This window comes from bacterium (genome assembly GCA_021372515.1).
GTDB lineage: Bacteria > Gemmatimonadota > Glassbacteria > GWA2-58-10 > GWA2-58-10 > JAJFUG01.
In genome coordinates, this window is record JAJFUG010000072.1 from 99,343 (window position 1) to 122,286 (window position 22,944).

Genomic DNA, 22,944 nt, shown 5'->3' on the forward strand with positions numbered 1-22,944 from the left:
GACAGAAGGAGTGCCGGGTCCGGTTCTAAAAGCACTGATACAGCGAGATTTACGGCTTACGATCCCTTGCGGCGAGTTTCCGCCAGGCCGGGTCTTGCTGCAGCACGGGCGGCAGGTTGTCGCGGATCACCCGGGCCAGGATACGCTCGGCGAAACAGGTCTTATGGACTATGTCGGTGAACAGATGCTGCCCCTCGCTGCGGGCCACATCCAGCGACGGCAGCGGGTCGATCACCGGCACGCCCGCCGCCCGGCAGAAATCGGTCTGGATCGTGTTGACCAGGCGCTGCTTGAGCGGGAAATTATCCGATCCGGCCAGTTTATTCAGTTCCGGGCTGTATTTCAGGCTGCCGGAGAGCAGGCCCTCCAGCGTGGCCCGGTCGGTCAGGTCGAGGCTGTCGGCGCCCAGCGGAAAATCGATCGCCTGACGGACATAGACGAACTGGATTGAGCGCTCCCGGCAGGCCTGGATTATCTGCCGCATCCCCTGCTCGATCAGCCGGGTCTCCTCGCCGGAGCGGCCGCTGTTTCCGCCGCTCAGCATACGGTCCGCCTGGCGGTAGTGCCATTTCTGCACCAGGTAGGTGTAGAGCATGGAGGAAAAGTACAGCCTGCGGTGCAGCCAGCCGAAAGTGCTGCGGCCGAGCAGCCCGATTTTCTTGTCCAGCAGGCCCTTGTTCACGTCGTTGTAAGCCTCGTAGTAGATCACCATGTCCGGCTGAAGGGCGAAGCCGTAGTTCTGCAGGTGCAGGAACACCGACTCCGAGTTGTAGCCCACCTTGCCGCCGTTGATCACCTCGTAATGCACTCCTGCCGTGGTGGAATCGTTCAGCATGGTCTCGAGCTGGGCGGACCAGGTTTCCTCATCCGCGTTGTTGCGGCTCTCCACCGTGGAGCCTCCCACGGTCAGGATACGGTAGGTCCCGTCTGCCTTGAGCGGCTGGAACGCCTTACCGCGCCAAGTGAAGCCGTTGATCTGGTGATAGGTCTGGGGCAGGCTTTCTCCGCTGCACGGGGAATAGATCAGCGTGTCGCGCGGGGCGTTGACCCGGATCACCTGCGGGATGTTGATCACGTCCACCTTGCTTTTCCACATGAACGGGGCGAGCAGGTACGGCAGCCCGTCCTCGTGCGCCCGGTAGTACTTTATCCGGCAGGCGCTCTCGCCCAGGAGAACGATGACAACGAGCGGCAGCAGGGAGAACAGGAGTTTTTTCCACAGGCTCATGCGGGCGTCCCCCGACAGGTTGAGGCTGCGCCTTGGTCGCAGCCGGACGGATCAGTTCGCGGCGTACCAGGAGAACACCTTGCGCACGCCGGCCAGAATGTCGGCGACATCCTTCTCCTGGTAGAACTCGTTCATGGACAGGATAATCATCTCATCCAGCAGGTTCTCGGCCACCGGGCAGAGACCGGCCGGGTAGAGCTCTTTCAGCTCGCGTCCCTGCGGGTCCAGGGGCGGCAGGGCGAACGGCGAGACGGCGCTGTCCTGGAAACACTCGTACAGGTACACCGGCCGTCCGCCGCAATAGCCGGTCCAGGCGGGAAGGCCCTCGGCGGCCAGGGCCGCAGCCAGCTCGGAGGCGGAGGCCCGCACCACGCCGCGCTCGGCCCGCAGCACGAAATACCACCAACTGTGGTCGCAGCCCTCGGGCGCCACCGGCAGGCGCAGGCCGGGGACACCGCGCAGCCCGGACAGCAGGGTGTCCGCGATCTGACGCCGCCGCGCGATGATCCGCTCCAGCTTGGTCAGTTGCACCCGGGCCACCGCGGCCTGTATCTCGGTCATACGGTAGTTCATCCCGAAAAACTGCGGGTTGCGCGCCCCGCCCGTGCGGTCGTAGCACTTGTCCACGAACAGGCGCATGCGGCGGGCCACCTCCGGATCGCTGGTCACGCACACCCCGCCGTCGCCGCACTCGATATGCTTGTAGCCGTTGTAGCTAAAACAGCCCACCGCGCCGAACGTACCGGCCAGCGCGCCCTTGTAGCCGGCCAGCCAGCTCTGGGCGCAGTCCTCCACCAGGGCGATCCCGCGGCTGCGGGCCAGGGCCTTGATCTCATCGAGGCCGCTGGCCAGGCCTGCCAGGTGCACCAGCAGGATGGCTTTCGTGCGGGGAGTGACCACCCGGGCCACGGCCTCGGGGCTCATGTTGAAAGTCTCCGGGTCCACATCCGCGAACACCGGAAGGGCCCCCTGGGCGATGATCGGGATGATCGAGCCCTGGTCCGTGATCGGGCTCGTGATCACCTCATCGCGCCAGCCCACGCCCACCCCGGCCAGGGCGGTGTGGATCGCCGCGGTCCCGCTGGAGCAGGCTGTCGCGTGCGGAAGGCCGAAATACCGGGCGAACTCTTTCTCCAGAGCGAGCGCCTCGCTGCCGAACGAGCGGCAGAGCACCCCGCTGTCGACCACCCGCAGCAGGGCCTCTTTTTCCCGCTGGTCGAACCTCAGCGGGCGCAGGCGGTTGGGGTCGAGCGGCACGGCGCGCACCGGGTCGCCGCCGTGAAGCGCGAGCTTTTCCATCTGGCAGGCCTTTCACAATAAGTGGGCTGGCTTCAGGATTCGGTTTTCTCTGTCGACGGTGGGGCGGCTGGAGCCTCTCGCCCGGACCGAGCACACAAAATATCTATTCCCCGGGGCGATTCCTACAGCTTTTCCAGCAACTGCCCCAGGCGCCCGACCAGGATACCCACCAGTTTCTCGCCCTTGGCCGCGCTGCTCAGCGTGGGCGTGCCGTGCACCCCCGAGGCGGTGAACTTTTTCAGGTCCCGGATGCGCCAGACAGTCTCGGGGTCGCCGGGCATGTACTCATCCACCGCGCGCGACATGTCCACCAGCTCCGGGGCCAGGGCCAGCATGGCCGAGGTCTCCACCTGGCAGGCGTGGCCCCACTCGCGTCCCCCGGTCACCTCCTCCAGGTCGCCCGGCACGTGAAAGACCGTGGTGGCGAGCAGGATATCGAAATCCGAACGGAACGGTTGCCCGGCCGGGACCAGGCGCCTCAGGGCCTCGCGCTGGGCCGTGTCCAGGGCGCCGCAGTTGCCGCCGTGGCCGTTGTAGATCACCAGCTTGCGGAACCCGTGACGGTAGAGGCCCTCCACGATGTCGCACACTGTGTTGATCAGCGTGTCCGCGGACAGGCTGAGCGTGCCGCAGTAGTTGACCACGTTCATGCAGTAGCCGTAGCTCAGCTCGGGCAGCACGAGCGTGTCCGTGCGGCTGCGGGCGGCCCGTGCGGCTATCTGCGCGGCAAGAAGGATGTCGGTGCGCAGGGGAAGGTGGTAGCCGTGCTCCTCGATCGAGCCGACCGGCAGGATCAGCTTGATTTCCGTCTTGTCCTCGATGCGCTCCAGCTCGTCCCAGGCATAGTCGGCCAGGAACAGTTTCTTCCCGGCGGCGTTGAGTTCCGGCATGTGTCGCTCCTTGTCCGAGGGTCGGTGAACGGGCCAAAAATAACAGCTTTTCCGGCGCAGGGGAACAGGTCTTTGCGGCCGTGCCTGTCAGCCTCTGTTGACTGGAGACGGAAAGCGGCTATATTCATCGCCGTGGCCGCATGGCGAAAGACGGAGCTGGCTGCGCCGCAGCGGCGACACACCGTGAAAACAGCCGAAGCGCGGAGGGACAGACACATGAGCCAGGTCGTGTATTTCGACTCCAACTGCGCTTTCGGCCCTCCGGCCGGACGCCTGCCCGGCGCTCCGGCCGACCGCCGGGAACTGCTCGCGGAGTTGGACCACTGCCGGATCAGCCGGGCGCTGGTCTACCATATCCAGGCCCGCGAGATGGACCCCCGCGCCGCCAACGCCTGCCTTCTGCGGGAAATCGAGGCCGAGCCGCGATTCGTGCCCTGCGCCGTGCTGAGCCACGCCCCCTACATTCCGGACCGTGACCTGGCCGCCGAATGCCGTGACTGGCTCGAGCGCGGGGTGCGCGCTTTCCGCATGTTCCCGCACTGGCACGGGGTGGATTTCAGCCTGCCGCTCGTGCGCGCGGTGCTGGAATTGCTCCAGGAACGGCGTGTACCGCTCTGGCTGGACTTTGACCAGATCTGGTACAACTACCGTCAGGCCGGCACCCACGAGCAGCGCCAGATCGACTGGTCCGGGCTGAAACAGCTCGCCCGCGACTATCCCGGCCTGCCCCTGGTGCTGGTCGGGGGCAACTACACCCACCTGACCCGTCTGTACCCCCTGCTCGACCAGTGCCCGAACCTGCTGCTGGAAACCTCGCTGCTCCAGGCGTTCGAGGCGTTCCCGTTTATCTGCGGACACTGGGGCGCCGGGCGGCTGCTGTTCGGGACCGGGCTGGGCGCGGTGAGCCCCGGGGCGGCGCGGGCCATGCTGGCCTACGCCGAAATATCGGATGACGATAGAGGAAGGATCGCCGCGGAGAACCTGGAAGCCCTTCTGGGCCTGGGGCCCACCCCCGCGCTGCCCGAGGACCCGGATCGGCCCGAGATTCTGCGGCTCGTGGATGAGGGCCGTCCGCTGACCGGCATCCCGTTCTACGATGCCCATGGGCATATCGCGCCGCCGGGAGTGGATGGAATGATGGGCCTCAGCCTCGGCCCGCAGGATGCGGCCTCCATTGCGCGGGTGAGCGGGCGCCTGGGTGTCCGGGCCACGGTGATTTCGAGCTGGAGCCTGTTGAGCGGCGATGCCCCCGCGGGCAACGAGGTGGCATCGCAGGCTGCGCAGGACTATCCGGGGCGGTTCCTGCCCCTGGCCGTGTACAACCCCAACTACCCCGAGCACTGGGAATCCACCGCCGCCCTGTTTACGGGTGAGCGGAGATTCTTCGGTTTCAAACCCTATCCGTTCACCCAGCGCACGGCCCTTTCCGACCGCTCGTTCCGTCCGATGCTGGAGCTGGCCGACAGGCTGCACTTGCCCGTGCTCTGCCATTTCGATTTCGAGCCCCTGGGCGGAGTGCCGGCCTCGGAGATCGAAATCCTCGCCCCGCGCCACCCCAACGCGCAGTTCCTGATGGCCCACGCCGGGGCCAGCCCGCGCGTGGCGGCCCAGTGTATCGAGATGGCGCGGCGGTTCCACAACGTGTGGCTGGAGATCAACTACACCTCGGTGCCCTACGGCATGGTGGGCCACCTGGTGCGGAACGCGGGGGCGGAAAGGGTGCTGTTCGGCACCGATATCCCGATGCGCAACCCGGCCCCGATCCTGGGTTGGGTGGTGTACGACCGCAATCTTACCGGGGAGGAGATGCGCCTGGTGCTGGGCGGCAATTTCATCCGTCTGGCCGCCGGCTGCGGCTGGAGTCTGTGATGCCTTTTCGGCTTGTCTTTCGCACGCAGCCGGTTCCCAGCCAGACACGGTCCTGTCGGGCGGAAACAGTCAGGTGGACGGCCTCCCCCTGCTTTGGCAAAAGGGGATTGGGGGGGATTTAATCCGGTGGATCCGGCACGGAATGCCGTGCCCATACGACCGCTTTGACACGTTTTGATTACAGGCTCCAACCGCTTGCCCGTAATCCTGGGAAGTCTTGTCGTACCGGCTGTCCCGGAGCGTTCCGGGACCTCAATCCACACACCGAGGGAGGACCTCACAATGCGACCGCGTCACTCCAACCTGCTGCTCGTTCTGCTCGCCGCAATCATGCTGGTTCTGCCGTCTCTGCGGGCCGCCGACCTGCCCCTGGCCAAGCCCGAGACTCTCGGCATGTCCTCCGCCCGCCTGGCGCGGATCGATTCGGTGATCGAGGGCTATATCGCCGACAAGCGGGTGGCCGGGACAGTGAGCCTGGTCATGCGTCACGGCAAGGTGGTATATTTCAAGGCGCACGGGATGCAGGACCGCGAGAAGTCGATCCCCATGCCCAAGGACGCCATCTTCCGCATCTGCTCCATGAGCAAGCCGATCACCAGCGTGGCCGCGATGATGCTGTACGAGGAGGGCCGTTTCGCGCTGAGCGACCCGGTCTCCAAGTACATCCCCGAGTTCAAGAACCCGGTCGTGCTGAAAAAGACCCCGGACGGCAAGACCTACACCGTGCCGGCCACCAGTGAGATCACGATCTTCGAACTGCTCACCCACACCTCGGGGCTGGTCTACCAGTGGGACCCCGACCTCGGCCCGTTCTACAAGGACGCCGAGGTGGGCAACGGGATCAAGCAGGAGACCCTCACCCTGGCCGAGAGCACCAGGCGCATGGCCAAGCTTCCGCTGCTGTTCAACCCCGGCGAGAGATTCGAGTACGGGCTGAACACGGATGCCCTGGGCTACCTGATCGAGGTGGTCTCGGGTATGCCCCTGGACAAGTTCCTCAAGACCCGCATTTTCGACCCGCTGGGCATGAACGACACCCAGTTTTTCGTCCCGCAGTCCAAGCTGAGCCGTCTGGCCTCGGTCTACACATGGTACGACGACAAGGGCTTGCAGCCGTTCCCGGACAGCCCGATCTGGGAGGGCCCGTTCCGGTACGACGCCGATTACCCCTACAAGGGTGAGATGAAATATTTCTCCGGCGGCGGAGGACTCTGCGCCAGCACCCAGGATTACGCCAAGTTCGCCCAGATGCTCCTGAACGGCGGAGAGCTTAATGGCGTGCGCCTTCTGAGCCCCAAAACTGTCGAGATGATGCGCTCCATGCAGGTCAAGACCGACAGCCCGACCCAGGATTTCGGCCTGGGATTCGGTATCCAGGCGTCTCTGAGCGAGATCGGCACCCAGGGCAAGTACGGCTGGGGCGGGTTCTACAACACACAGTTCTTCATCGATCCCAAGGAGGAACTGATCGGCGTGATCATGTCGCAGCTCCATCCCACCGGAGACCTGCCTCTTCTGGACCGTTTCGAGGTTGCGGCCTATCAGTCGATCGTCCAGTAGAGCCGACGGTCCCTGTCATGGACCGTGGCACGCGCAGTGACGGCCTGGCTCCTTACGGAACCAGGCCGTTTTTTTCCAGTGCCGGTGGCATTGGCGGACAGTTCAACCGAATATCGAGTAGAGCCCGACTATGAGCGCAAGAAGGCAGCCTGCGAGCACGTACACCACACGGCCCGAACCGGCGCGGTTGAGCCCGCTCAGGGTGGGCAGGGCCTTGTCCGGGGCTGTCGGGCGGGTGAACAGCGAGACCGCCGCCATGAACAGCATTATCACCAGCAGCATGACAAAGGCCAGGAACATGAAATTCATCCAGTGCGGCCAGAAACCTGCTGGCCAGCCCAGAACATTGGCCAAGCCCACGGCCACGGTCACCGGTTCGCCTATCCAGAGGGCCAGCTCCGCGGCCCTGGGGGTGGTCCTTTTCCACAGCACCCCCATCAGGAACACGGCGGTAAGAGGCGGGGCTATCGCGGCGATGAGCTGGTTGATCGCGATGAAAATCCCCTTGGGGAACCGTCCGATCATGGGCGACCAGACAACCGCGAGCAGCATCGCCCCGGCGGTGGCCAGGCGCCCGATCAACAGCAGTCTCTCGTGGCTGGAGTCGGGCATCCACTTGCGGAAAATGTCCAGGGCGAAAATGGTGCTGATCGAGTTGAGGCCCGCGTCGATAGTGCTCAGCAGGGCCACTATCAGCACAGCCACCATCACCCCGCGCAGGCCTGTCGGCAGCCAGTTGCTGATTATGGTGGGGTAGGCCAGGTCACCGTTGCTCAGGTTCGGGTAAAGGGCGAAAGCGATGACTCCCGGCAGCACGAAAATGAACACCGGCAGCAGCTTGAGGAACCCGGCGAAAATCACCCCCAGCTGGCCGTTCTTGAGGTCGCGCGCCCCCAGCACGCGCTGGACCATCAGCTGGTCGGTGCACCAGTACCAGATGCCCAGAACTGGGTAGCCGAAGATGATCGCGTACCACGGCATCTCGGGGTCGCCGGCCGGGCGCAGCATGGACCAGAACTCCGCCGGCACCCGGGCCACCAGTTCACCGATCCCCCCGACTTTGGAAATGCCGATCAGTGTCAGGAGCGCCGAGCCCGCGATCATTATGTTCGCGGAGAACGATTCGGTGACAATGACCGCGGCCAGGCCGCCCACAATCGTGTAGCTCGCCGCCAGAAGGGAAAGCACCAGGATGCTCAGCCAGAGCGGCCAGCCCAGGAACACCCGGATCACCAGGCCGCCCGCGTAGAGCGCCACTCCCAGGCGGATGAAAATGGTGGTGATCACGTTGAGCCAGCCCAGGAAATCCCGGCAGGCACGGTTGAACCGGCGCTCCAGGAACTCCGGCATGGTGCTGACCCGGGTGCTCAGGTAGTAGGGCGCGAAGATCAGGGCCAGCATCAGCAGCGGCCCGGCGGCCATCCACTCGTAATTGCCGTGCAGAAGGCCGTACATGTAGCCCGCGCCGGCCAGCCCGACCAGGTGCTCGGCCGAGATGTTGCTGGCGAAGATGGAAAACCCGATCATCGGCCAGCGCACGCTCCGCCCGGCCAGGAAAAAATCGATATCTCCGTGCAGCTTCCGTCCCCGGAGCATTCCTATCGTCACCAGGGATACCAGGATAAAGACTATGACCGCGTAATCCCAGAACCGCAACTGGTTTATCGAGTCCACTGTGATACCCGCCGGATGGAATGTGCCGGAGCTTGTAGAAAAGTTAAACAGTCCGCAGACTGCAAGCCACTTTCAGTCGGTGTGGAACACGTCCTGCATCTCGACCCACAGGCTGGGGCCGGATTCAGCTTGTTGCCGCTCCAGGCAGGGGGCCAGGACTTTTTCCAGGGCCAGCCATTTTCCGCTTTGCAGGAACCGCTCGCGGTCCGCGGCGAAATCCCTCCCGTAGTACTCCAGGTAGAGGAAAAGCCGCGGCGCCTTGAGATAGAAAACGAAATTCTGGATGCTCGCCGCACGGATCGCCTCTCCGGAGTACTCTTTCGCCAGGCCGGCGAAAGCCGAGCGGACCTCCTGCTCGCGGCCGGGTTTGAGCAGCGCGAGATAGCCGTGGCGCTCGACCCCGGCGGAGCTGACCTGCTTTACCGTATCCTCGAGCAGGATATCCAGCGGGGCCCACCATTCACCCTCTTTCCCGGGTTCGAGCTGCTCCTGCATCGGGTCGGTCAGTTTCCACCAGTCCCGGGTCACCGGGTCGGCGGCGATGGCGGCCATGTCGGCCCGGTAGTCCGCTCCCACGTAATCGTAATTCGAGTACAGGCAGCCCTCGTGCATGAATATCGTGTAGTCCCGGATGTTGGACCTGGCGATCCGGTCCAGGACCTCGGGCCAGACATGACGGTGAATGATGACGTACCGTTCCTCATATTCCGGCCTGACCTGGATCAACCCGCCGTAGTGTTTCACTTGTCCACCCTCGCTTTTCGTTTCCGGTTTCGCCGTCTGTTGAGCCGTGCTGTCAGCCGCCGCCGCTTTGCGTTCCGGCTCGGTCCGCCCGCAGCCCGACCCGCAGAGCGCCAGGGCGGCAGTCAGGACTATAAGAGCCTTTTTCATACATCCGCTCCCGGCCAAGGATGAAAATGCACCCTGTAATGTAGCCCTGACAATTCGCCATCGCCCGCAGAAAACGCATCGGGCGTTTCGGTGCATTCAGTTCAGGAACAGCTCCACCACCGGGATCTCGACCTCCGGCTTACGCACCGGCAGGGCAATACGCAGGGTGCCGCCAGCGGGATTCCCCTCCGAGGACATCCAGGCGCCTTTGTTGTCCTCGATGATTTTCAGCTCGGATGCGTCGTTCAGAAGCTGTGCGTATTTGACTTTCCCCGCGAACCCGTCCAGGCACAGCTCCCCGAGCGGCCATTCGAGGACATGGACATAGAGGCGGTTCCTGGCGGCGTTGTAGGTCAGCAGGCAGTTGGCCGGGGTCTTGAACCCCTCGGGGGCCTGGGTGCAGCCGTAAATCGAGCGGCTATGCAACTCCATCCACTTCCCGATCCCGTCGAGCGCGTTCATGGCGCGGTAGTCGAACGTGCCGCGCGCCGTGGGTCCGACATTGAGCAACAGGTTGCCGCCCTTGCTGACTGTCTCGATCAGCATGGCAATAAGTTGACGGACGCTCTTGTAGTTGCCGCCGTCGCGGTCGTAGCCCCACCAACCGGACAAAGTCTGGCAGGTTTCCCAGGGCACCCGCTTGCCGTCCACCTGCACCCACTGCCTGGGCATGAACTGCTCTGGGGTCCTGAAATCCCAGCCCCCGGGCACATCCAGCAGGTCCAGGCGGTCGTTGACAATGATATCCGGCTGCAGCTCGCGGATCATCTTGAGGAGTTTTTCCGACTGCCACTCGTTACGGCCCTTGCCGGGATAGGAATAGTCCAGGAACAGGTAGTCGATCCGGCCGAACTGGGTGAGCAGTTCCCGCACCTGGGCGTGAAGGTATTCGTCGTAACGGGACATGTCCCTGGCGGCGGCTTTCCTGGCGAATTCCTTGTCGCCGGACATCGGGTGGTTCTCGTCGAGCGTGAAATCGGGATGGTGCCAGTCGATCAGGGAATAGTAGAACCCCACCCGCAGTCCCTCGTTGCGTAAAGCCTCGACCAGGGGCCGAATGAGGTCTTTTCCGCAGGGCGTGTTGGGGGCTTTGTAATCCGTGTGCTTGGAGTCCCAGAGGCAGAACCCCTCGTGGTGCTTGGTCGTGATCACGACATATTTCATCCCGGCTTTCTTTGCCGTGCGGGCCCATTGCGCCGGGTCGTAGAGGTCGGGGTCGAACAGCTCGAAATACTTCCGATAATCCTCATCCGAGATGCGCTCGACGCTTTTGACCCATTCCCCGCGCGCCGGCTGGGCGTAGAGGCCCCAGTGGAGGAAAAGCCCGAAGCGCGCCTGACTCCACCAGGCCATTTTGTCCGGAGTGCTTTTCGCCCCCTGCTGGCAGAAACCGCTTTCAGCTGTCACCGCCACTGCCAGCGCGAGCATGAGCAGGCAACCTGCTCTGAGCACCGAGGCCGCGACCCTGTTCACAAGACTGAGCATAACCCGGTCCTTGTTGAATGGAAAAATGGAAGTGGACGTTTTTACGACGCGAGATAACGTTAACACCATGCAGGCCGCAGCGATTTGCCTTGATAAAGCTCGTATCTATCTGTAAAAGTGTTATAACGCCAAGTGAGACAGGCTTGGAATACTTTGAGCGTTGACTTATCGCCATAAGATAAGTATTTTATGGCGCGTTAACGTTAACATTATATTCCGGGTTTGATCTTCGCGCAAGTCTTTTCCGAATGTTCCACCGCTGGATGAGTAAAAAAGCGGCGGGTCTTTCCACGGCTTTTTCTCAACAGCCGGACAACGGCGCTCAGAGAGGCGGTCTGGCCGCTTGAAAACGAATAAAATCGGCAGTCCTGGCTCCCCGTTCGTGGGCCTCAAGGATATCGCCCGGAAGTGCGAAGTGTCGGTGATGACTGTCTCGCGCGCCCTGCGCAACTCGGGCGGTGTCAGCCCTGCGACCCGGGAGAAAATAATACGGACGGCCAAGGAGATGGGCTACGTGCCCAATCTGGTGGCCAGTAACCTGTTATCTCACAAGACCCGCACCGTGGGAGTAGTCGTGCCGGATATCGGGGTCACGATATTCCCGTCCGTGGTGAAAGGTGTCGAGTCGGTGTTGAACCGGGAGAATTACCGGATATTCCTCTGCTGCACTTTCGACAGCCCCGCCAAGGAGTATCAGGAGGTGCAGGCGCTGCTCAGGCACCGGGTGGATGGCATCATCCTGGCGCCCGCCTCGACTTTGGAAAGCCGGGATACCGCCCGGAAAATCATGGCCAGCGGCTGCCCCTTGGTGTTCATCGACCGGATGATCCCCGAACTGGAGGTGAGCTCGGTCACTGTCGGCGATTTTGAGGGCGCCTACCAAGTGACAGCCCATATGATCGAGCAGGGCTACCGTAAAATCCTGCACTTCGCCGGGCCGCGCAACGTGTGGACAGCCGACGAGAGGCTGCGTGGGTACCGTGAAGCCCTGCGGGAGGCCGGCCTCAGGGTGGGCCGGAAAGACATAGTCCGGGTGGGGTTCTCGATCGACGGCGGGATGGCGGAGATGGAGCGGGTCCTGGGCCGCAAAGATCAGCCCGATGCGATTTTCTGTGTCAACGACCCGGTGGCCCTGGGCGCGTACCAGGTGCTCAGGCGCGAGGGCGTGAATATTCCGAACACCATGGGCCTGGCCGGGTTCTCCAACCTGCTGGAGTCGGAGCTGCTCGCCGTGCCGCTGACCTCGGTCACCCACGACGCGCTGACGCTGGGGCAGCTGGCGGCCCGGATCCTGTCGGGGCGGATGAGCGCCGCCGGGACGACCGAAAGAAAAGTGGTGCACCAGGAGCTGCGGCCGCAGCTTGTGGTCCGCCAGTCGACCCTCCGGAACAGTTGAGAACCGATCATGATCCTCAGGGTTTCATTGGCAGGGTAAAAAGGCGACGGCCCGATTCCTTTCAGAACCGGGCCGTCATATTTTTGGCGCCGAAGGCGGGATTTGAGGCTTAAAATTAACTTCCTTATAAATCAATCGGTTAAGTCTGGCCTCAATCTCAAAACCGAGTACGAAAAGGCACGAAAGTGAACCCCAGGCGAACCCAGGGGCACGCTTTGCCAAGCTGAATTGAAAATGCATTTTTTCCCTGAATCCATCCAAATTGAATAGAAATTTCTTCCTCGGCCATTAGATGCAAAGACGTACCTGTAGGCTCGGTTCTCCACCCAAGTGGCTCGGTCGGAGGGGTGATCGCTCTACCTTGGTCGTCTGATGGCCTTGTGGCGGTATGCATGGCTCAAACGCTACGGCCAGAAAGCGGTTCGGGGGGAGTGGTTATTATCTCAGACTCAGTACTGTCCGGTAAAATAGAAAATGAGAGGGCTACCACTTTTTCTTAATTGAAGTTCAAAATCTCAAAGCCGATAACCTAAAACCCCTGAAACCAGACATCGGCCAGTTGGGGTTACAACTCGGTTTTTAACCGGACAGCACTGATTTGTCTATAATTAACTCCAGGGAATGCTATTTAATTGACCTCTCGCCACAAACTCGACCACTAATTATGAGAGATCTCGAAGGTTGGGAACAGGTGGCTGACATCCAGGATGTCCGCGTTGAAACCGACCCTCAGAGAACGCTGAAAATCCATCCGGCCAATCGGAACACCCTCCAACTCCGGATTGCTCAGGTCGTACATGACAAAAAAATCAGGCAATTGATACAGGCTTGAATTCAATGGCCTCCTTCTGTAAATTAAGCGAAATCTAGACAGGTGAGAGGATATTTCTTTTGACTCAAGAGTTAGGGCTTTATCCAATTGCCAATTCGCCACATCGAGAAAAATGGTCAGCCATATAAGTATCGACATGGATAAAATCAATTGATAGTTAAAGCGACTATGAATTATATTCGAATGGCTGACCGGTACAGGGCGCCGAAACCGGCTGTTGCCTGAAATCCAGATAAGACATAATTCGGTCCCAAGATGCTGATTAAGGGTTTCGAACAGATGGCTTATCCCTATGTGCCTTAACAGCAAGAAAGCGCTGTATTCCGAGCCTTTCTCCAGTCTGATAATCACTTAGCCGGGAAGCGCAGCCGATTATGATAAATGACAGGTTTCACTCCATTGCGGTAGGTGACGAGGCGGAAGTATTTCATACGATTACCGAGAAAGATATAGACACCTTCTCGGAGCTTACAGGGGACGACAACCCGCTGCACATGGACAGTGAATTCGCCGCTGGCACCAGCATGCGCAAGCGCGTGGCGCACGGCATGCTGACAGCCTCCTTCATTTCTGCAATAATCGGCACCAGACTGCCAGGACGAGGGGCGTTGTGGTACGAGCAGAGCCTCCGGTTTCTTGCCCCCGTTCTGGTAGGGGATAAAATCCGGGTCTGGGCCAAGGTTATAGAAAAATCGGAATCCCAGAGAGTGCTGGTCCTGAGTACGATGGTCACCAAAGGTGAGACGGGTACCAAAGTGATCGAGGGTGAGGCCAGGGTAAAAATGCTGGAAACGAAAGAACCGGAAAAACATGAGCCGACCAAAGGGAAAGGGGCGGTGATCGTAAGCGGCGCGGGAAGGGGTATAGGTGCGGCAATCGCTTTACGTCTCGCCGCTGAGGGTTATCCGGTGGCGGTCAATTATTGTTCAAGTGAAAGGGAGGCTGAAAAGGTGTACTCCCTTATCAAACAGCAGGGCGGCAGGGCGATAACCATAAAAGCAGACATATCGCACAGAAGTGAGGTAGACCGGATGGTAGAGACGGCGGTCGAACGTCTCGGCCCTCTGGAAGGGGTTGTCAACAATGCCGCTCCTTCAATCGAACCGCTGGATTTCACCAGCCTGTCCTGGAAACATATTCAGACCCACATAGACATCCAGTTGAAAGGAGCCTTCAATCTTTGCCAAGCGGCAATCCCTCATCTTCTGCAGCGCGGGCAAGGATCGATCGTGAACATTTCGAGTATCTACGCCGATAGCAACCCTCCAGCCAAGTTGGTGCCGTATAACCTCTGCAAGGCCGCCCTGGTGTCTCTGACGCGGTCGCTGGCTGTGGAACTCGGGCCCAGGGGAATCAGAGTCAACTGCGTCTCTCCTGGGATGACAGAGACTGATTTTATCGCAAACCTTCCCGAAAAGGCAAAACTGCTCGAAAAGATGCAGTCACCGCTAAGACGTCTCGGCACCCCCCCGGACATAGCTGAAGCCGTGACTTTCCTGATCAGCGAGCGGGCCTGTCATATAACCGGCGAGAACCTGCGTGTCTGCGGCGGAAGGGTGATGGGCTGAGCCTGCCGGATATACATCCGCTAACGGGCCGAATCACTAAGACAATCGCAAGTGAACAACACGGCGGGACCGAATGAAAGAGATTACCTACTCTGAAATCGTGGACCAACTGGAGCGAGAGGACCTCAACAGTCTGCCGGTGTTCAAAATAGCTGTTTTGCGTTCGATCATGGCGGACCCGCTGGCGCAGTATCTTCGTTTCCAGGCCTACAGGGAGGGATTGAATGCCGTCGTGCGCTGGGGCAATTACGACAACGTGATTCAGGATGCCAGCGGTGCCAGCGAACTCACTTCCGTCCTACTTAACGATGAAACCAGCCTGGTAATCATTCTCCTGCGTCTCGAAAATGTTTCCTGGAAGCTGTCAAAGAGCTTTGCTGCGTTGACGCCTGAGGCGGTCAAAGAGGAATCGCAGCGGGTGCTCGATTATTGTGCCGCCACACTGGATGCCGTCAGACAGAGGACGGCCGCACGGGTTATCTGGACTGCCTTTGAGCTCCCCTCCTATCCCGCTCTGGGAGTAATGGAAAGCCAGGGAGCCTCTGGGCAGGAGCAGGTGATCCGGTCCCTGAACGACGGCCTGCGTGAGTTGCTCCGCAACCGTGTCGATGGCTACTTTCTTGACCTCAACCTCTGCCGCATGCGCCTTGGCGATGGGGTCTTTTTCGACCAGCGTTACTGGCACATGGCTCGCTCGCCATACTCCCTGAAAGGTCAGGAAGCTCTGGCCGAGGAAGTTTTCCGTATTGTCCGTCCCCTGATCGGGAAAAACAGAAAGTGCCTGGCGCTGGATGGCGACAATGTCCTGTGGGGCGGGATAATCGGGGAGGACGGCATGGCTGGGATCAAGCTTTCAAGCACACACCCCGGCTCCGCTTTCCAGGAATTTCAGGAAGAAGTGCTGAACCTGTACCATAGGGGAATCATCCTGGCCCTGTGCAGCAAGAACAACGAGGCCGATTTCTGGGAGGTGTTCAGGAACCATCCCGGCATGTTGCTGCGTGAGGAGCATATATCCAGTTGGCGGATAAATTGGAACGATAAAACCACCAACCTTAGGGAAATAGCCAGTGAGTTGAATATCGGACTTGACAGCATTGTCTTCGTTGATGACAGCGAGTTCGAGATAAACCTCGTGCGCGATATGCTGCCCGAGGTCAGCCTTCTGCACCTGCCCGTGACTGAAGCGGTGCACAACGCCCGCAAGCTGGCCGCCTGCGGCCTGTTCGAAACCCTGGCCCTCAGCCACGAGGACCGTGAACGCGGCTCTCTCTACAGGGCGGAGGTCCAGCGGAGGAAATTCCGCCAGACAGCAGTGGATCTTAACGCTTACCTGATTTCACTCGAAATGGTTCTGACAGTCGATCTGGCGGATTCGTTCACCCTGCCCCGTGTGGCCCAGTTGACGCAACGCACAAATCAGTTCAATCTCACCACCCGACGCTACAGCGAATCAGAGATTTCTTTCATTGTCGAAAACCCCGTTTCGGATGTGCTCTGCCTCCACCTGTCCGACAGGTTCGGTGATTCTGGTCTGGTAGGAGTGGCTATTGTCGTTTTCGAACAAGAGAAGGCACGGATAGACACTTTCCTCGTTTCCTGCCGGGTGCTGGGGAGAAAAGTGGAAGACGCGTTCCTGGCGCAGGTGCTTGCGTTCATGCGGCTTAAAGGGGCCAGGACGGCCGTGGGGGAATACATTCCTACAACGAAAAACAGCCAGGTGCGAAACTTTTTCCCGGACCGGGGGTTTCTCGCCTCCCCGAAAAAAATGACCGGGGTTGATGGAATAGAGTACATCTGCGATCTCGACGGAATGCGGGATTTAATGCCGCATATATTCAAAGAGATCAAAACGCAGTTTTAAATTAAGGATAATTATCCTCAGGCCGAGACAAGCCAAACTCCTCGCAGAGACAGTATATGAAGCTTGATAAAATCAAAGGGCTGATCAAAAAAATTATCGGGAGAAAGAACTGGTACAGGGCTGGCCTTGTATACGATTGCCTGTTCAGCCTTGCTCGGACTTTTGACAATAAAACGTCCGATAAGGGCTTCCCTGTCCCAGTGGAAGAAATAAGAGCGGCGCTGGTCTGTCTCGGTATCGGCAAAGGCGACCGCCTGGTGATGCACAGTTCCGCGAAAAACCTTTTTGAGGCGGCCCGCGAAGACACCGGCCTGAGCCAGACAAATATTGTTAACTACAGCCGGGATATTATCGAGATGCTGCTCGACCTCATAGGTCCTGAGGGCACTCTGATGATGAACACGGACTCAATCAGCAACCTCAAGGCGTTCGCCCTCGATGGGGAGGTTTTCGATTACCGGAAAGATTATTCGAGACGTGGCTGGATATCGGAGATGTTCCGTCGGCGACCGGATGTCTGTCGCAGCGTACACCCGTTTTACAATGTCACTGCTTGGGGTAAGGACGCCGCCGAGATGATGGAAAGCCATGAAAAGTCGACACCCTTTACCATGGATGAGAATTCACCCTGGTTCAGAATGACCTGTATTGGGGGCAAAACCGTGTTACTGGGAGCCACTTTCGAGCAGAACTCCCTGTTGCATTTACCAGAGTACACGCACGCGGCCGTGTTCCCCCGACCGATATTTTACCATTTGCCCTTTAATTTCAAGTACATAAACAGACAGGGGAAAGAAAAAGTGATGCCATCGATGGTCCAGGTTAATGACTATGTCGAGGGAATGCCCACCTGTTTCAGCCTGTATCTGCAATCAAAGTACAACCTGTTCAAGATAAAGGAACTTCACCGGACTCAGATTACAGCCTATGATTGCGCTGAGTTCTACCGGGCGATGGTAAAAGAGATCGAGGCAGGTGTCTGCTGGTATGACTCAAGATTCCGGCCGAGAGGAGAGGCCTAAATGGAACGTTACCACCTGTACTACGCCGGAATGGCGGCGAACCAGACGACAGAGCAGATTGGCCTCGCAGTCTCAGTGGATGGCGAGCATTTTACCCGCCATGGCTCGGACGGGCTGATTCTGACAATGAACAGGGAGCAGGAATGGAAAAATCTCCGGGTTTGCAATCCCACGGTGATAAAAGAAGGCGATGAATACCTGATGTTCTACCAGGGCGTCGGGGAGTACTCGGACGGCGTTGTCCGGACATCAATCGGTCTGGCCCGGTCCCAGGATGGGCTGGAGTGGACCCCGGAAAGCGAACCGATGATAGACTGGCGACGCCTGGAGGATGGAATTGTCAAGGTTATCCCGAACAAGAGGATCGACCTGATAGAACCTTCCGTCCTGAAAGAAGACGGAGTTTTCAGGATGTGGTTCGTGGTAAAACATGACAACCAGCCTGGGAATTCCCTGTTCCATGCCATCAGCAAAGATCTGCGCACCTGGGAGATTGATACTTCGGTATCGCTGTCTGGTAATTGCTTCGGCCCGTGCAGAATTTTTTATCCTCAGGTGCTTAAGGATGGCGACATCTACCGGATCTATTTTACGCTCAACAATCAGAGCAACTCCTCATACGGCATCTTTTCAATGCAGTCGATGGATGGGAAGCGATGGGAGCGACTCGAGCAACTGCTCCCCGAATCCTACGATGGTTTTGTCCTCAAGCCACGCGAGTACTTCGCCTGCGGTCTGCATTCTTGGACTCTGAGGAAAATACAGGGAAAAATCAACAGGAACATGACCTCGTTGCTGCGCAAGGGCCGCAACTATTTCGGTTATGCCCATCCCCACCGTCTGTCCGTTTCCGGGGGCCGCACCCTTATGTATATCCACAATGTAAACGATGGGGGTTTTGGCCGGACGCTCGATATCGGGCTATTCGATCTGATAAACGGAAAACCCTACAATTACAGGCATGTTCTGACTCCGAGACGGAATACTCCCGCATGGGATGCTGAATTTGTAGCCGACCCTTATGTTATAAGTATATGTTGATCCGATACAATAAATTAAGCCGTCGGGACTCGATTAATGTCTATTGATCCTTCGGGGAATTCCAGAGCCGACATCGAAGCGAGCGACAGGTTTTGCTTTCTGAGGGACCTGGTTTACGCAAAAAGCCCTCTGCAGAAAAAGATGATCTCCTCTTTCCTGTCAGGCAGAGATGCCCTGTTCTGGCAGCGGGCCAACATGTTCGCAGACACATTGCTGCCGGTCGCTGAACAATTGGGGATAGAGCCATCCTATATCGTGGATTCATATCTTAAAATGTGCCACGATATGCTTGTAGAGCAGATTAAATACAGGCGGACAGGTAGATATTCCAGAGAGAGCGCAGCTGAGGCTTATTCAGAAGTCTACCAGTCAAAAAAGGTGATGGAAGCCTATATGCTGGGTCTGGCCATTTCGCAGTTTTTCTGGCCGAACCATTATGCAATGTACGATTTCTTCATTTCCGAAAGCGGTAAGCTCGGGGGAGTGAACAAATATCTGGAGGTCGGACCGGGTCATGGGCTGTATCTGGTAGAGTCGTTGAAGCTTTTCGGCCATGCTTCCTTTTTTGCCGTCGATTTGAGCCCGATCTCCATCCAACTGGCTGTAGCGATGACCAAAGCTTTTGTCCCCGACCGGAGTTGCCGGTTTTTGGAGAAAAATGTCAACACCTTTGATTCAGGGAAAGATCGCTTTGACTATATCGTCATGTGCGAAGTGCTGGAGCACCTGGACTGTCCGCTTTTAGTCCTGGATAAGCTGAGATCACTTCTTACAGACGGCGGGCGACTGTTTATCACCACCTGCTCGAACTGCCCGGCCATCGACCATGTATACCATTTCAAGAGCGTGGACCATATCAGGCAAATGATCCGCAACGCCGGGCTTCAGATTATCTCGGAGATTGCCCTGCCTGTTCAGCCGGACAGCGACGGGAGTTGGAACCCTGAGGCGGATGAATGTAATTACGCAGCGATGCTCTACAGTGGAAACGACATACATGACCGACTTTAAGGGTCGTACCATATGAAAGACAACATCCGCGGAGCCGGTTGCGGGCGGACTGCATGACTATTTATCATGGTTAACGGGGGAAGGCGTCATGGAGGAGAAAATTTATCAGATAGTCGGACGTATCATGCGGGTCAACGCCGATACTCTCGACAAGGATTCATCGCCCGACACGGTTGCAAGCTGGGACTCCGCCAAGCATATGGACCTTATGATGTCGCTGGAACAGGAGTTCGGGGTCGAATTCTCGGAGGAGCAGATCATTGAGATGATGAACGTGGGCCTGATAATAGAAACGCTCAATGAGATTCTTGGAAAAAAGTGAAGCTGCAATTTGCATGAAGAAACAGGCATGCACAGCAGCGGCTTCCATGCGGAACATCCGGCGGCTTGTTCCATAATTTCCATATTTAAAGACGTGACATGCTAAATAAAAGATCCGGAGGCTGAAAAGCGGGTCTCCATGCCATCCGGACGGCAAAGCTGACTACCATGTCATAACCAAGGGGATGGAAGGTCATATTGAACTATCCGTCGATGTATGAAATTACAGGTAATTGACATAGACTGGACCAACAGCCGCATCCCTGATTTCAGTGGTCACATGAAGAGGGTCGAGTTACGGCCGCCAAGACCCGATAAGGTCAGACTGGTCGATATGTCTCAACGACACCCATGCTTTCTTCAGAAGCACCACAAGGCGCAATCGCTCGATAAGCCGGATATTGGTGAGGATGTCGAGGATCGATTCGTGTTCGCACGGCAGGGAATTCCGCTCAGGCAGAACAGCGCACGCGGAATGTGGCAGAGTTTATTTCGGAAAGCAGGAGTTGCGTACAGAAAGTTTCACGACACCCGTCACGCTTTCGCCAGCCTTCTGCTCAGCCAGGGCGAAAGTCCCTTTTATGTGAAAGAACGACGCGGCCACAGCAGCATCCAAATCAAGGTCGACATTGACGGTCACTGGATACGGTCTGCGCAGAGTCAAAGGGCAGTTGATAAGCTGGACCGCTGGGGGCAGGAAGGTTTTAACATTCGGCTTGTAAAATAGTCGGTTTTTTTCTGAAAAAAAGTCAGATTCACAGGTAAAACAACACCCTGACGATACCCTGAGAAAATGAAAACGGCCTAACTCATTGAGAATTAGGCCGTATTGTATTTTTTTGGTGCCGAAGGCGGGACTCGAACCCGCAAGGGATTGCTCCCACTGGTCCCTGAAACCAGCGTGTCTGCCAATTCCACCACTTCGGCACCTGATCTATACAAACGGGGCGGGCCTTACCAGGTCCGGGCGCCTTTGCTTCCACCCATTCTTGTTGGGCCCCCGTTGGAGTCGCAAAATCTATCATCGAGGCCGACGCCTGTCAAGAGTTTTTGTTCTTGATTCCGGGGGCCTGCAATTCTATTTTAAAACTCTGTGAACCGCGCGACATTCGTGGACGGATCTTTTCCGCCCTTTTTTTGAGCCGTGCGGCCGGTGCGAGGAGCCCCCGGCGGGGCCGGAGTCGGAAACCGCTCTTCCTGGGGAGGCGTTTTTGGGCGGCAAGGATGGGATCAAGATTGTCTGTCAGAACCGGAAAGCCCGACACCTGTACCACATTCTCGAAGAGTTCGAGAGCGGCCTGGTCCTGACCGGCACGGAGGTCAAGAGCCTGCGTGACGGCAAGGCCAGTCTGCCGGACAGCTACGCTGTCGTGAGATCGGGCGAGGTGTTCCTGCTCGGCGCGCATATCGCCGAGTACACCGAGGGCAACCGCTACAACCACGACCCGCTGCGCGAGCGCAAGCTCCTGCTCAGCCACCGTCAGATAGCCAAGCTGCAGGACCAGGTGCGCGACCAGGGCCTGACCTTGGTGCCCCTGAGCATATATTTCCGGGACGGCTGGGCCAAGGTGAACCTGGCCCTGGCCAAGGGCAAGAAAGTCTACGACAAGCGCGAGGATATCAAGAAGCGCGAAGCGCAGCGCGAGACCGAAAGAGCGTTGCGCGGCAGGGAACGTTGAACTTGACGGGGAGAATGGCGCTGAGAATGGGTTTCCGTCTGGCTGCCCTGTGCTGCCTGTGCCTCGCTGTAATAATGCCGACCAGTCTGAGCGCGACCCGGTTCCAGGTGCTGGACAGCCGGAGCGGGCAGAGCCGTGAGTTGACAGTCTATTCCGAGAGCGTCTCGAATTATCTGGACCTGGGTGAGCTGGCCCCGGCCCTGCAGGCCGACATCCAGTGGGAAAGCACCGGGCAGCGTCTGGCCCTGACCCTGGAGGGACAGCGGTTCGTTTTCGAGGACCTGCTCACCTTTTTCGACTGCGCGGGCCAGGCTTACCAATTAGTGGCACCCTGCCGGGTGGTGCGGGGTACATTCCTGGTGCCGGTGCAGTTCGTGGTGGAGTATCTTCCGCGCCTGCTGCCGGGGCGTTTCTCTTTCGACAAGGCCGCGGGTGCGCTGGCCGACAGCGGGCCGGGCAAGGCAGGGGCGCCATCCGCAGAGGCAGCCCGGCCGGAGCCTGAGGTGCGGCGGCCCGCGGCAACTGCGCCGCCTGCCGCCAGAGAGACCGCCGCTGCGGCTCCGCGCTCGGACCTGGAGAAAAAGGCCCGGGAGTACCGGATCGAGACCGTGATGATCGATCCGGGCCACGGCGGCAAGGACCCCGGAGCCCTGGGCAGCCGCTACCGTCAGCGTGAGAAGGACATTGTGCTGGATATCTCGCGTCGGGTGGTGGCGCATCTCAAGAAATCCGGCCTTGGGCTGCGCGTTCTCATCACCCGCGACAGCGACATTTTACCGCCGCTGCTGAAACGGGGCGAGATGGCCAACATGGCGGACGCCGGACTGTTTGTCAGCATCCACTGCAACGCCAACCGCAAGAGCAGCGTGCGGGGAACGAGCACCTACTTTCTGGATGCGGCCAAGACCGATGAGGAACGCGCCACGGCCATGCTCGAAAACGCGGCCCTCAAGCACGAGGTGGAGGCCCAGGGCGAGCAGGGCAAGGATGACATCAACCTGATCCTGCAGGACATGGCGCAGAATGAGTTCCTGCGCGAGAGCAAGGACCTGAGCACTTTCATCCACCGGGAACTGGTGCGGGCGCTCGACCTTCCCGACCGCGGGATCAAGCAGGCCAATTTCGCGGTGCTGCGCGGGGCCTACATGCCGGCGGCACTGATCGAGACGGCCTACATCTCGAATCCGCAGGACGAGGGCCTTCTGCGCGACGGCTCTTTCCGCGAGCGCCTGGCCGGGGCCGTGGCGGATGGGATAATCAAGTATATCGAGCAGTACCACAAGAAGCTGTCGGAGAACTGACCGGCTGCGACCG

Annotated in this window: 18 protein-coding genes and 1 tRNA gene; 12 read left to right on the forward strand and 7 right to left on the reverse strand. The window is 59.0% G+C overall.

Annotation, left to right across the window (positions count from 1 at the left end; translation table 11 throughout):
* Positions 1-49 precede the first annotated feature (49 nt).
* The 3 genes from LLH00_07440 to LLH00_07450 form a co-directional block, all read right to left on the reverse strand.
* Positions 50-1,228 carry a hypothetical protein gene (locus LLH00_07440; protein ID MCE5271105.1) on the reverse strand — a complete coding sequence of 393 codons (1,179 nt, stop codon included), beginning with the start codon at positions 1,226-1,228 and terminating at the stop codon, positions 50-52.
* 51 nt (positions 1,229-1,279) lie between these two features.
* Entirely contained in the window at positions 1,280-2,527 is a 1,248-nt protein-coding gene (locus LLH00_07445) for a DegT/DnrJ/EryC1/StrS family aminotransferase (GenBank protein ID MCE5271106.1), read from the reverse strand.
* A 122-nt stretch (positions 2,528-2,649) separates the two neighbouring features.
* The gene (locus LLH00_07450) at positions 2,650-3,417 is read right to left on the reverse strand and encodes a creatininase family protein (GenBank protein MCE5271107.1); all 768 of its coding nucleotides are present in this window, start codon (positions 3,415-3,417) and stop codon (positions 2,650-2,652) included.
* Between the two features lie 216 nt (positions 3,418-3,633).
* Here LLH00_07450 and LLH00_07455 point away from each other — a divergent pair, with 216 nt between their 5' ends.
* Together LLH00_07455 and LLH00_07460 are read left to right on the forward strand one after the other, a co-directional pair.
* Positions 3,634-5,286: an amidohydrolase family protein gene (locus tag LLH00_07455; GenBank protein ID MCE5271108.1), complete on the forward strand. Its 1,653-nt coding sequence runs from the start codon at positions 3,634-3,636 to the stop codon at positions 5,284-5,286.
* 282 nt (positions 5,287-5,568) lie between these two features.
* The gene (locus LLH00_07460) at positions 5,569-6,846 is read left to right on the forward strand and encodes a beta-lactamase family protein (GenBank protein ID MCE5271109.1); all 1,278 of its coding nucleotides are present in this window, start codon (positions 5,569-5,571) and stop codon (positions 6,844-6,846) included.
* A gap of 102 nt (positions 6,847-6,948) precedes the next feature.
* On the opposite strand, the gene LLH00_07465 is transcribed toward LLH00_07460, so the two are convergent.
* From LLH00_07465 to LLH00_07475, 3 genes are all read right to left on the reverse strand, one after another.
* Positions 6,949-8,520, reverse strand: a complete 1,572-nt coding sequence (locus LLH00_07465; protein ID MCE5271110.1) for a sodium:solute symporter — start codon at positions 8,518-8,520, stop codon at positions 6,949-6,951.
* 72 nt (positions 8,521-8,592) lie between these two features.
* Entirely contained in the window at positions 8,593-9,411 is an 819-nt protein-coding gene (locus LLH00_07470) for an L-rhamnose mutarotase (GenBank protein ID MCE5271111.1), read from the reverse strand.
* Between the two features lie 96 nt (positions 9,412-9,507).
* The gene (locus LLH00_07475; protein ID MCE5271112.1) at positions 9,508-10,896 is read right to left on the reverse strand and encodes an alpha-L-fucosidase; all 1,389 of its coding nucleotides are present in this window, start codon (positions 10,894-10,896) and stop codon (positions 9,508-9,510) included.
* 343 nt (positions 10,897-11,239) lie between these two features.
* On the opposite strand from LLH00_07475, the gene LLH00_07480 reads away from it, so the two are divergent.
* The 8 genes from LLH00_07480 to LLH00_07515 all read left to right on the forward strand — a co-directional run bounded on the left by LLH00_07480 (position 11,240) and on the right by LLH00_07515 (position 20,678).
* Complete coding sequence (locus LLH00_07480; protein ID MCE5271113.1) at positions 11,240-12,292, forward strand: LacI family transcriptional regulator; 1,053 nt, start codon at positions 11,240-11,242, stop codon at positions 12,290-12,292.
* 1,206 nt (positions 12,293-13,498) lie between these two features.
* Positions 13,499-14,692: an SDR family oxidoreductase gene (locus tag LLH00_07485; protein MCE5271114.1), complete on the forward strand. Its 1,194-nt coding sequence runs from the start codon at positions 13,499-13,501 to the stop codon at positions 14,690-14,692.
* A gap of 73 nt (positions 14,693-14,765) precedes the next feature.
* On the forward strand, positions 14,766-16,556 hold the full coding sequence (locus LLH00_07490; GenBank protein ID MCE5271115.1) for an HAD-IIIC family phosphatase: 1,791 nt from the start codon (positions 14,766-14,768) through the stop codon (positions 16,554-16,556).
* Positions 16,557-16,612: 56 nt separating this feature from the next.
* Positions 16,613-17,578: an AAC(3) family N-acetyltransferase gene (locus LLH00_07495; GenBank protein ID MCE5271116.1), complete on the forward strand. Its 966-nt coding sequence runs from the start codon at positions 16,613-16,615 to the stop codon at positions 17,576-17,578.
* Entirely contained in the window at positions 17,579-18,619 is a 1,041-nt protein-coding gene (locus LLH00_07500) for a hypothetical protein (protein ID MCE5271117.1), read from the forward strand. It abuts the gene before it with no gap.
* A 36-nt stretch (positions 18,620-18,655) separates the two neighbouring features.
* Complete coding sequence (locus tag LLH00_07505; protein ID MCE5271118.1) at positions 18,656-19,630, forward strand: class I SAM-dependent methyltransferase; 975 nt, start codon at positions 18,656-18,658, stop codon at positions 19,628-19,630.
* A gap of 88 nt (positions 19,631-19,718) precedes the next feature.
* Positions 19,719-19,952 carry an acyl carrier protein gene (locus tag LLH00_07510; protein MCE5271119.1) on the forward strand — a complete coding sequence of 78 codons (234 nt, stop codon included), beginning with the start codon at positions 19,719-19,721 and terminating at the stop codon, positions 19,950-19,952.
* Positions 19,953-20,231: 279 nt separating this feature from the next.
* Positions 20,232-20,678: a tyrosine-type recombinase/integrase gene (locus LLH00_07515; GenBank protein ID MCE5271120.1), complete on the forward strand. Its 447-nt coding sequence runs from the start codon at positions 20,232-20,234 to the stop codon at positions 20,676-20,678.
* Positions 20,679-20,791: 113 nt separating this feature from the next.
* On the opposite strand, the gene LLH00_07520 is transcribed toward LLH00_07515, so the two are convergent.
* Positions 20,792-20,878, reverse strand: a tRNA-Leu gene (locus tag LLH00_07520).
* 284 nt (positions 20,879-21,162) lie between these two features.
* Between LLH00_07520 and smpB the strand changes: the two genes are divergently transcribed.
* Both smpB and LLH00_07530 read left to right on the forward strand, forming a co-directional pair.
* Positions 21,163-21,630, forward strand: a complete 468-nt coding sequence (gene smpB / locus LLH00_07525; GenBank protein ID MCE5271121.1) for an SsrA-binding protein SmpB — start codon at positions 21,163-21,165, stop codon at positions 21,628-21,630.
* Between the two features lie 14 nt (positions 21,631-21,644).
* A complete protein-coding gene (locus LLH00_07530; GenBank protein ID MCE5271122.1) occupies positions 21,645-22,931 on the forward strand; it encodes an N-acetylmuramoyl-L-alanine amidase in 1,287 nt (428 codons plus the stop codon).
* The last annotated feature ends 13 nt before the right edge of the window (positions 22,932-22,944 follow it).

What these genes read in the sequence shown, in the direction of transcription:
- LLH00_07445 (MCE5271106.1), bottom strand. Translation starts at nt 2,527, where the DNA reads ATGGAAAAGCTCGCGCTTCACGGCGGCGACCCGGTGCGCGCCGTGCCG.
- LLH00_07450 (MCE5271107.1), bottom strand. Translation starts at nt 3,417, where the DNA reads ATGCCGGAACTCAACGCCGCCGGGAAGAAACTGTTCCTGGCCGACTAT.
- LLH00_07515 (MCE5271120.1), top strand. Translation starts at nt 20,232, where the DNA reads ATGAAGAGGGTCGAGTTACGGCCGCCAAGACCCGATAAGGTCAGACTG.
- LLH00_07495 (MCE5271116.1), top strand. Translation starts at nt 16,613, where the DNA reads ATGAAGCTTGATAAAATCAAAGGGCTGATCAAAAAAATTATCGGGAGA.
- LLH00_07475 (MCE5271112.1), bottom strand. Translation starts at nt 10,896, where the DNA reads ATGCTCAGTCTTGTGAACAGGGTCGCGGCCTCGGTGCTCAGAGCAGGT.
- LLH00_07460 (MCE5271109.1), top strand. Translation starts at nt 5,569, where the DNA reads ATGCGACCGCGTCACTCCAACCTGCTGCTCGTTCTGCTCGCCGCAATC.
- LLH00_07500 (MCE5271117.1), top strand. Translation starts at nt 17,579, where the DNA reads ATGGAACGTTACCACCTGTACTACGCCGGAATGGCGGCGAACCAGACG.
- LLH00_07510 (MCE5271119.1), top strand. Translation starts at nt 19,719, where the DNA reads ATGGAGGAGAAAATTTATCAGATAGTCGGACGTATCATGCGGGTCAAC.
- LLH00_07440 (MCE5271105.1), bottom strand. Translation starts at nt 1,228, where the DNA reads ATGAGCCTGTGGAAAAAACTCCTGTTCTCCCTGCTGCCGCTCGTTGTC.
- LLH00_07530 (MCE5271122.1), top strand. Translation starts at nt 21,645, where the DNA reads ATGGCGCTGAGAATGGGTTTCCGTCTGGCTGCCCTGTGCTGCCTGTGC.
- LLH00_07505 (MCE5271118.1), top strand. Translation starts at nt 18,656, where the DNA reads ATGTCTATTGATCCTTCGGGGAATTCCAGAGCCGACATCGAAGCGAGC.
- LLH00_07455 (MCE5271108.1), top strand. Translation starts at nt 3,634, where the DNA reads ATGAGCCAGGTCGTGTATTTCGACTCCAACTGCGCTTTCGGCCCTCCG.
- LLH00_07490 (MCE5271115.1), top strand. Translation starts at nt 14,766, where the DNA reads ATGAAAGAGATTACCTACTCTGAAATCGTGGACCAACTGGAGCGAGAG.
- LLH00_07470 (MCE5271111.1), bottom strand. Translation starts at nt 9,411, where the DNA reads ATGAAAAAGGCTCTTATAGTCCTGACTGCCGCCCTGGCGCTCTGCGGG.
- LLH00_07485 (MCE5271114.1), top strand. Translation starts at nt 13,499, where the DNA reads ATGATAAATGACAGGTTTCACTCCATTGCGGTAGGTGACGAGGCGGAA.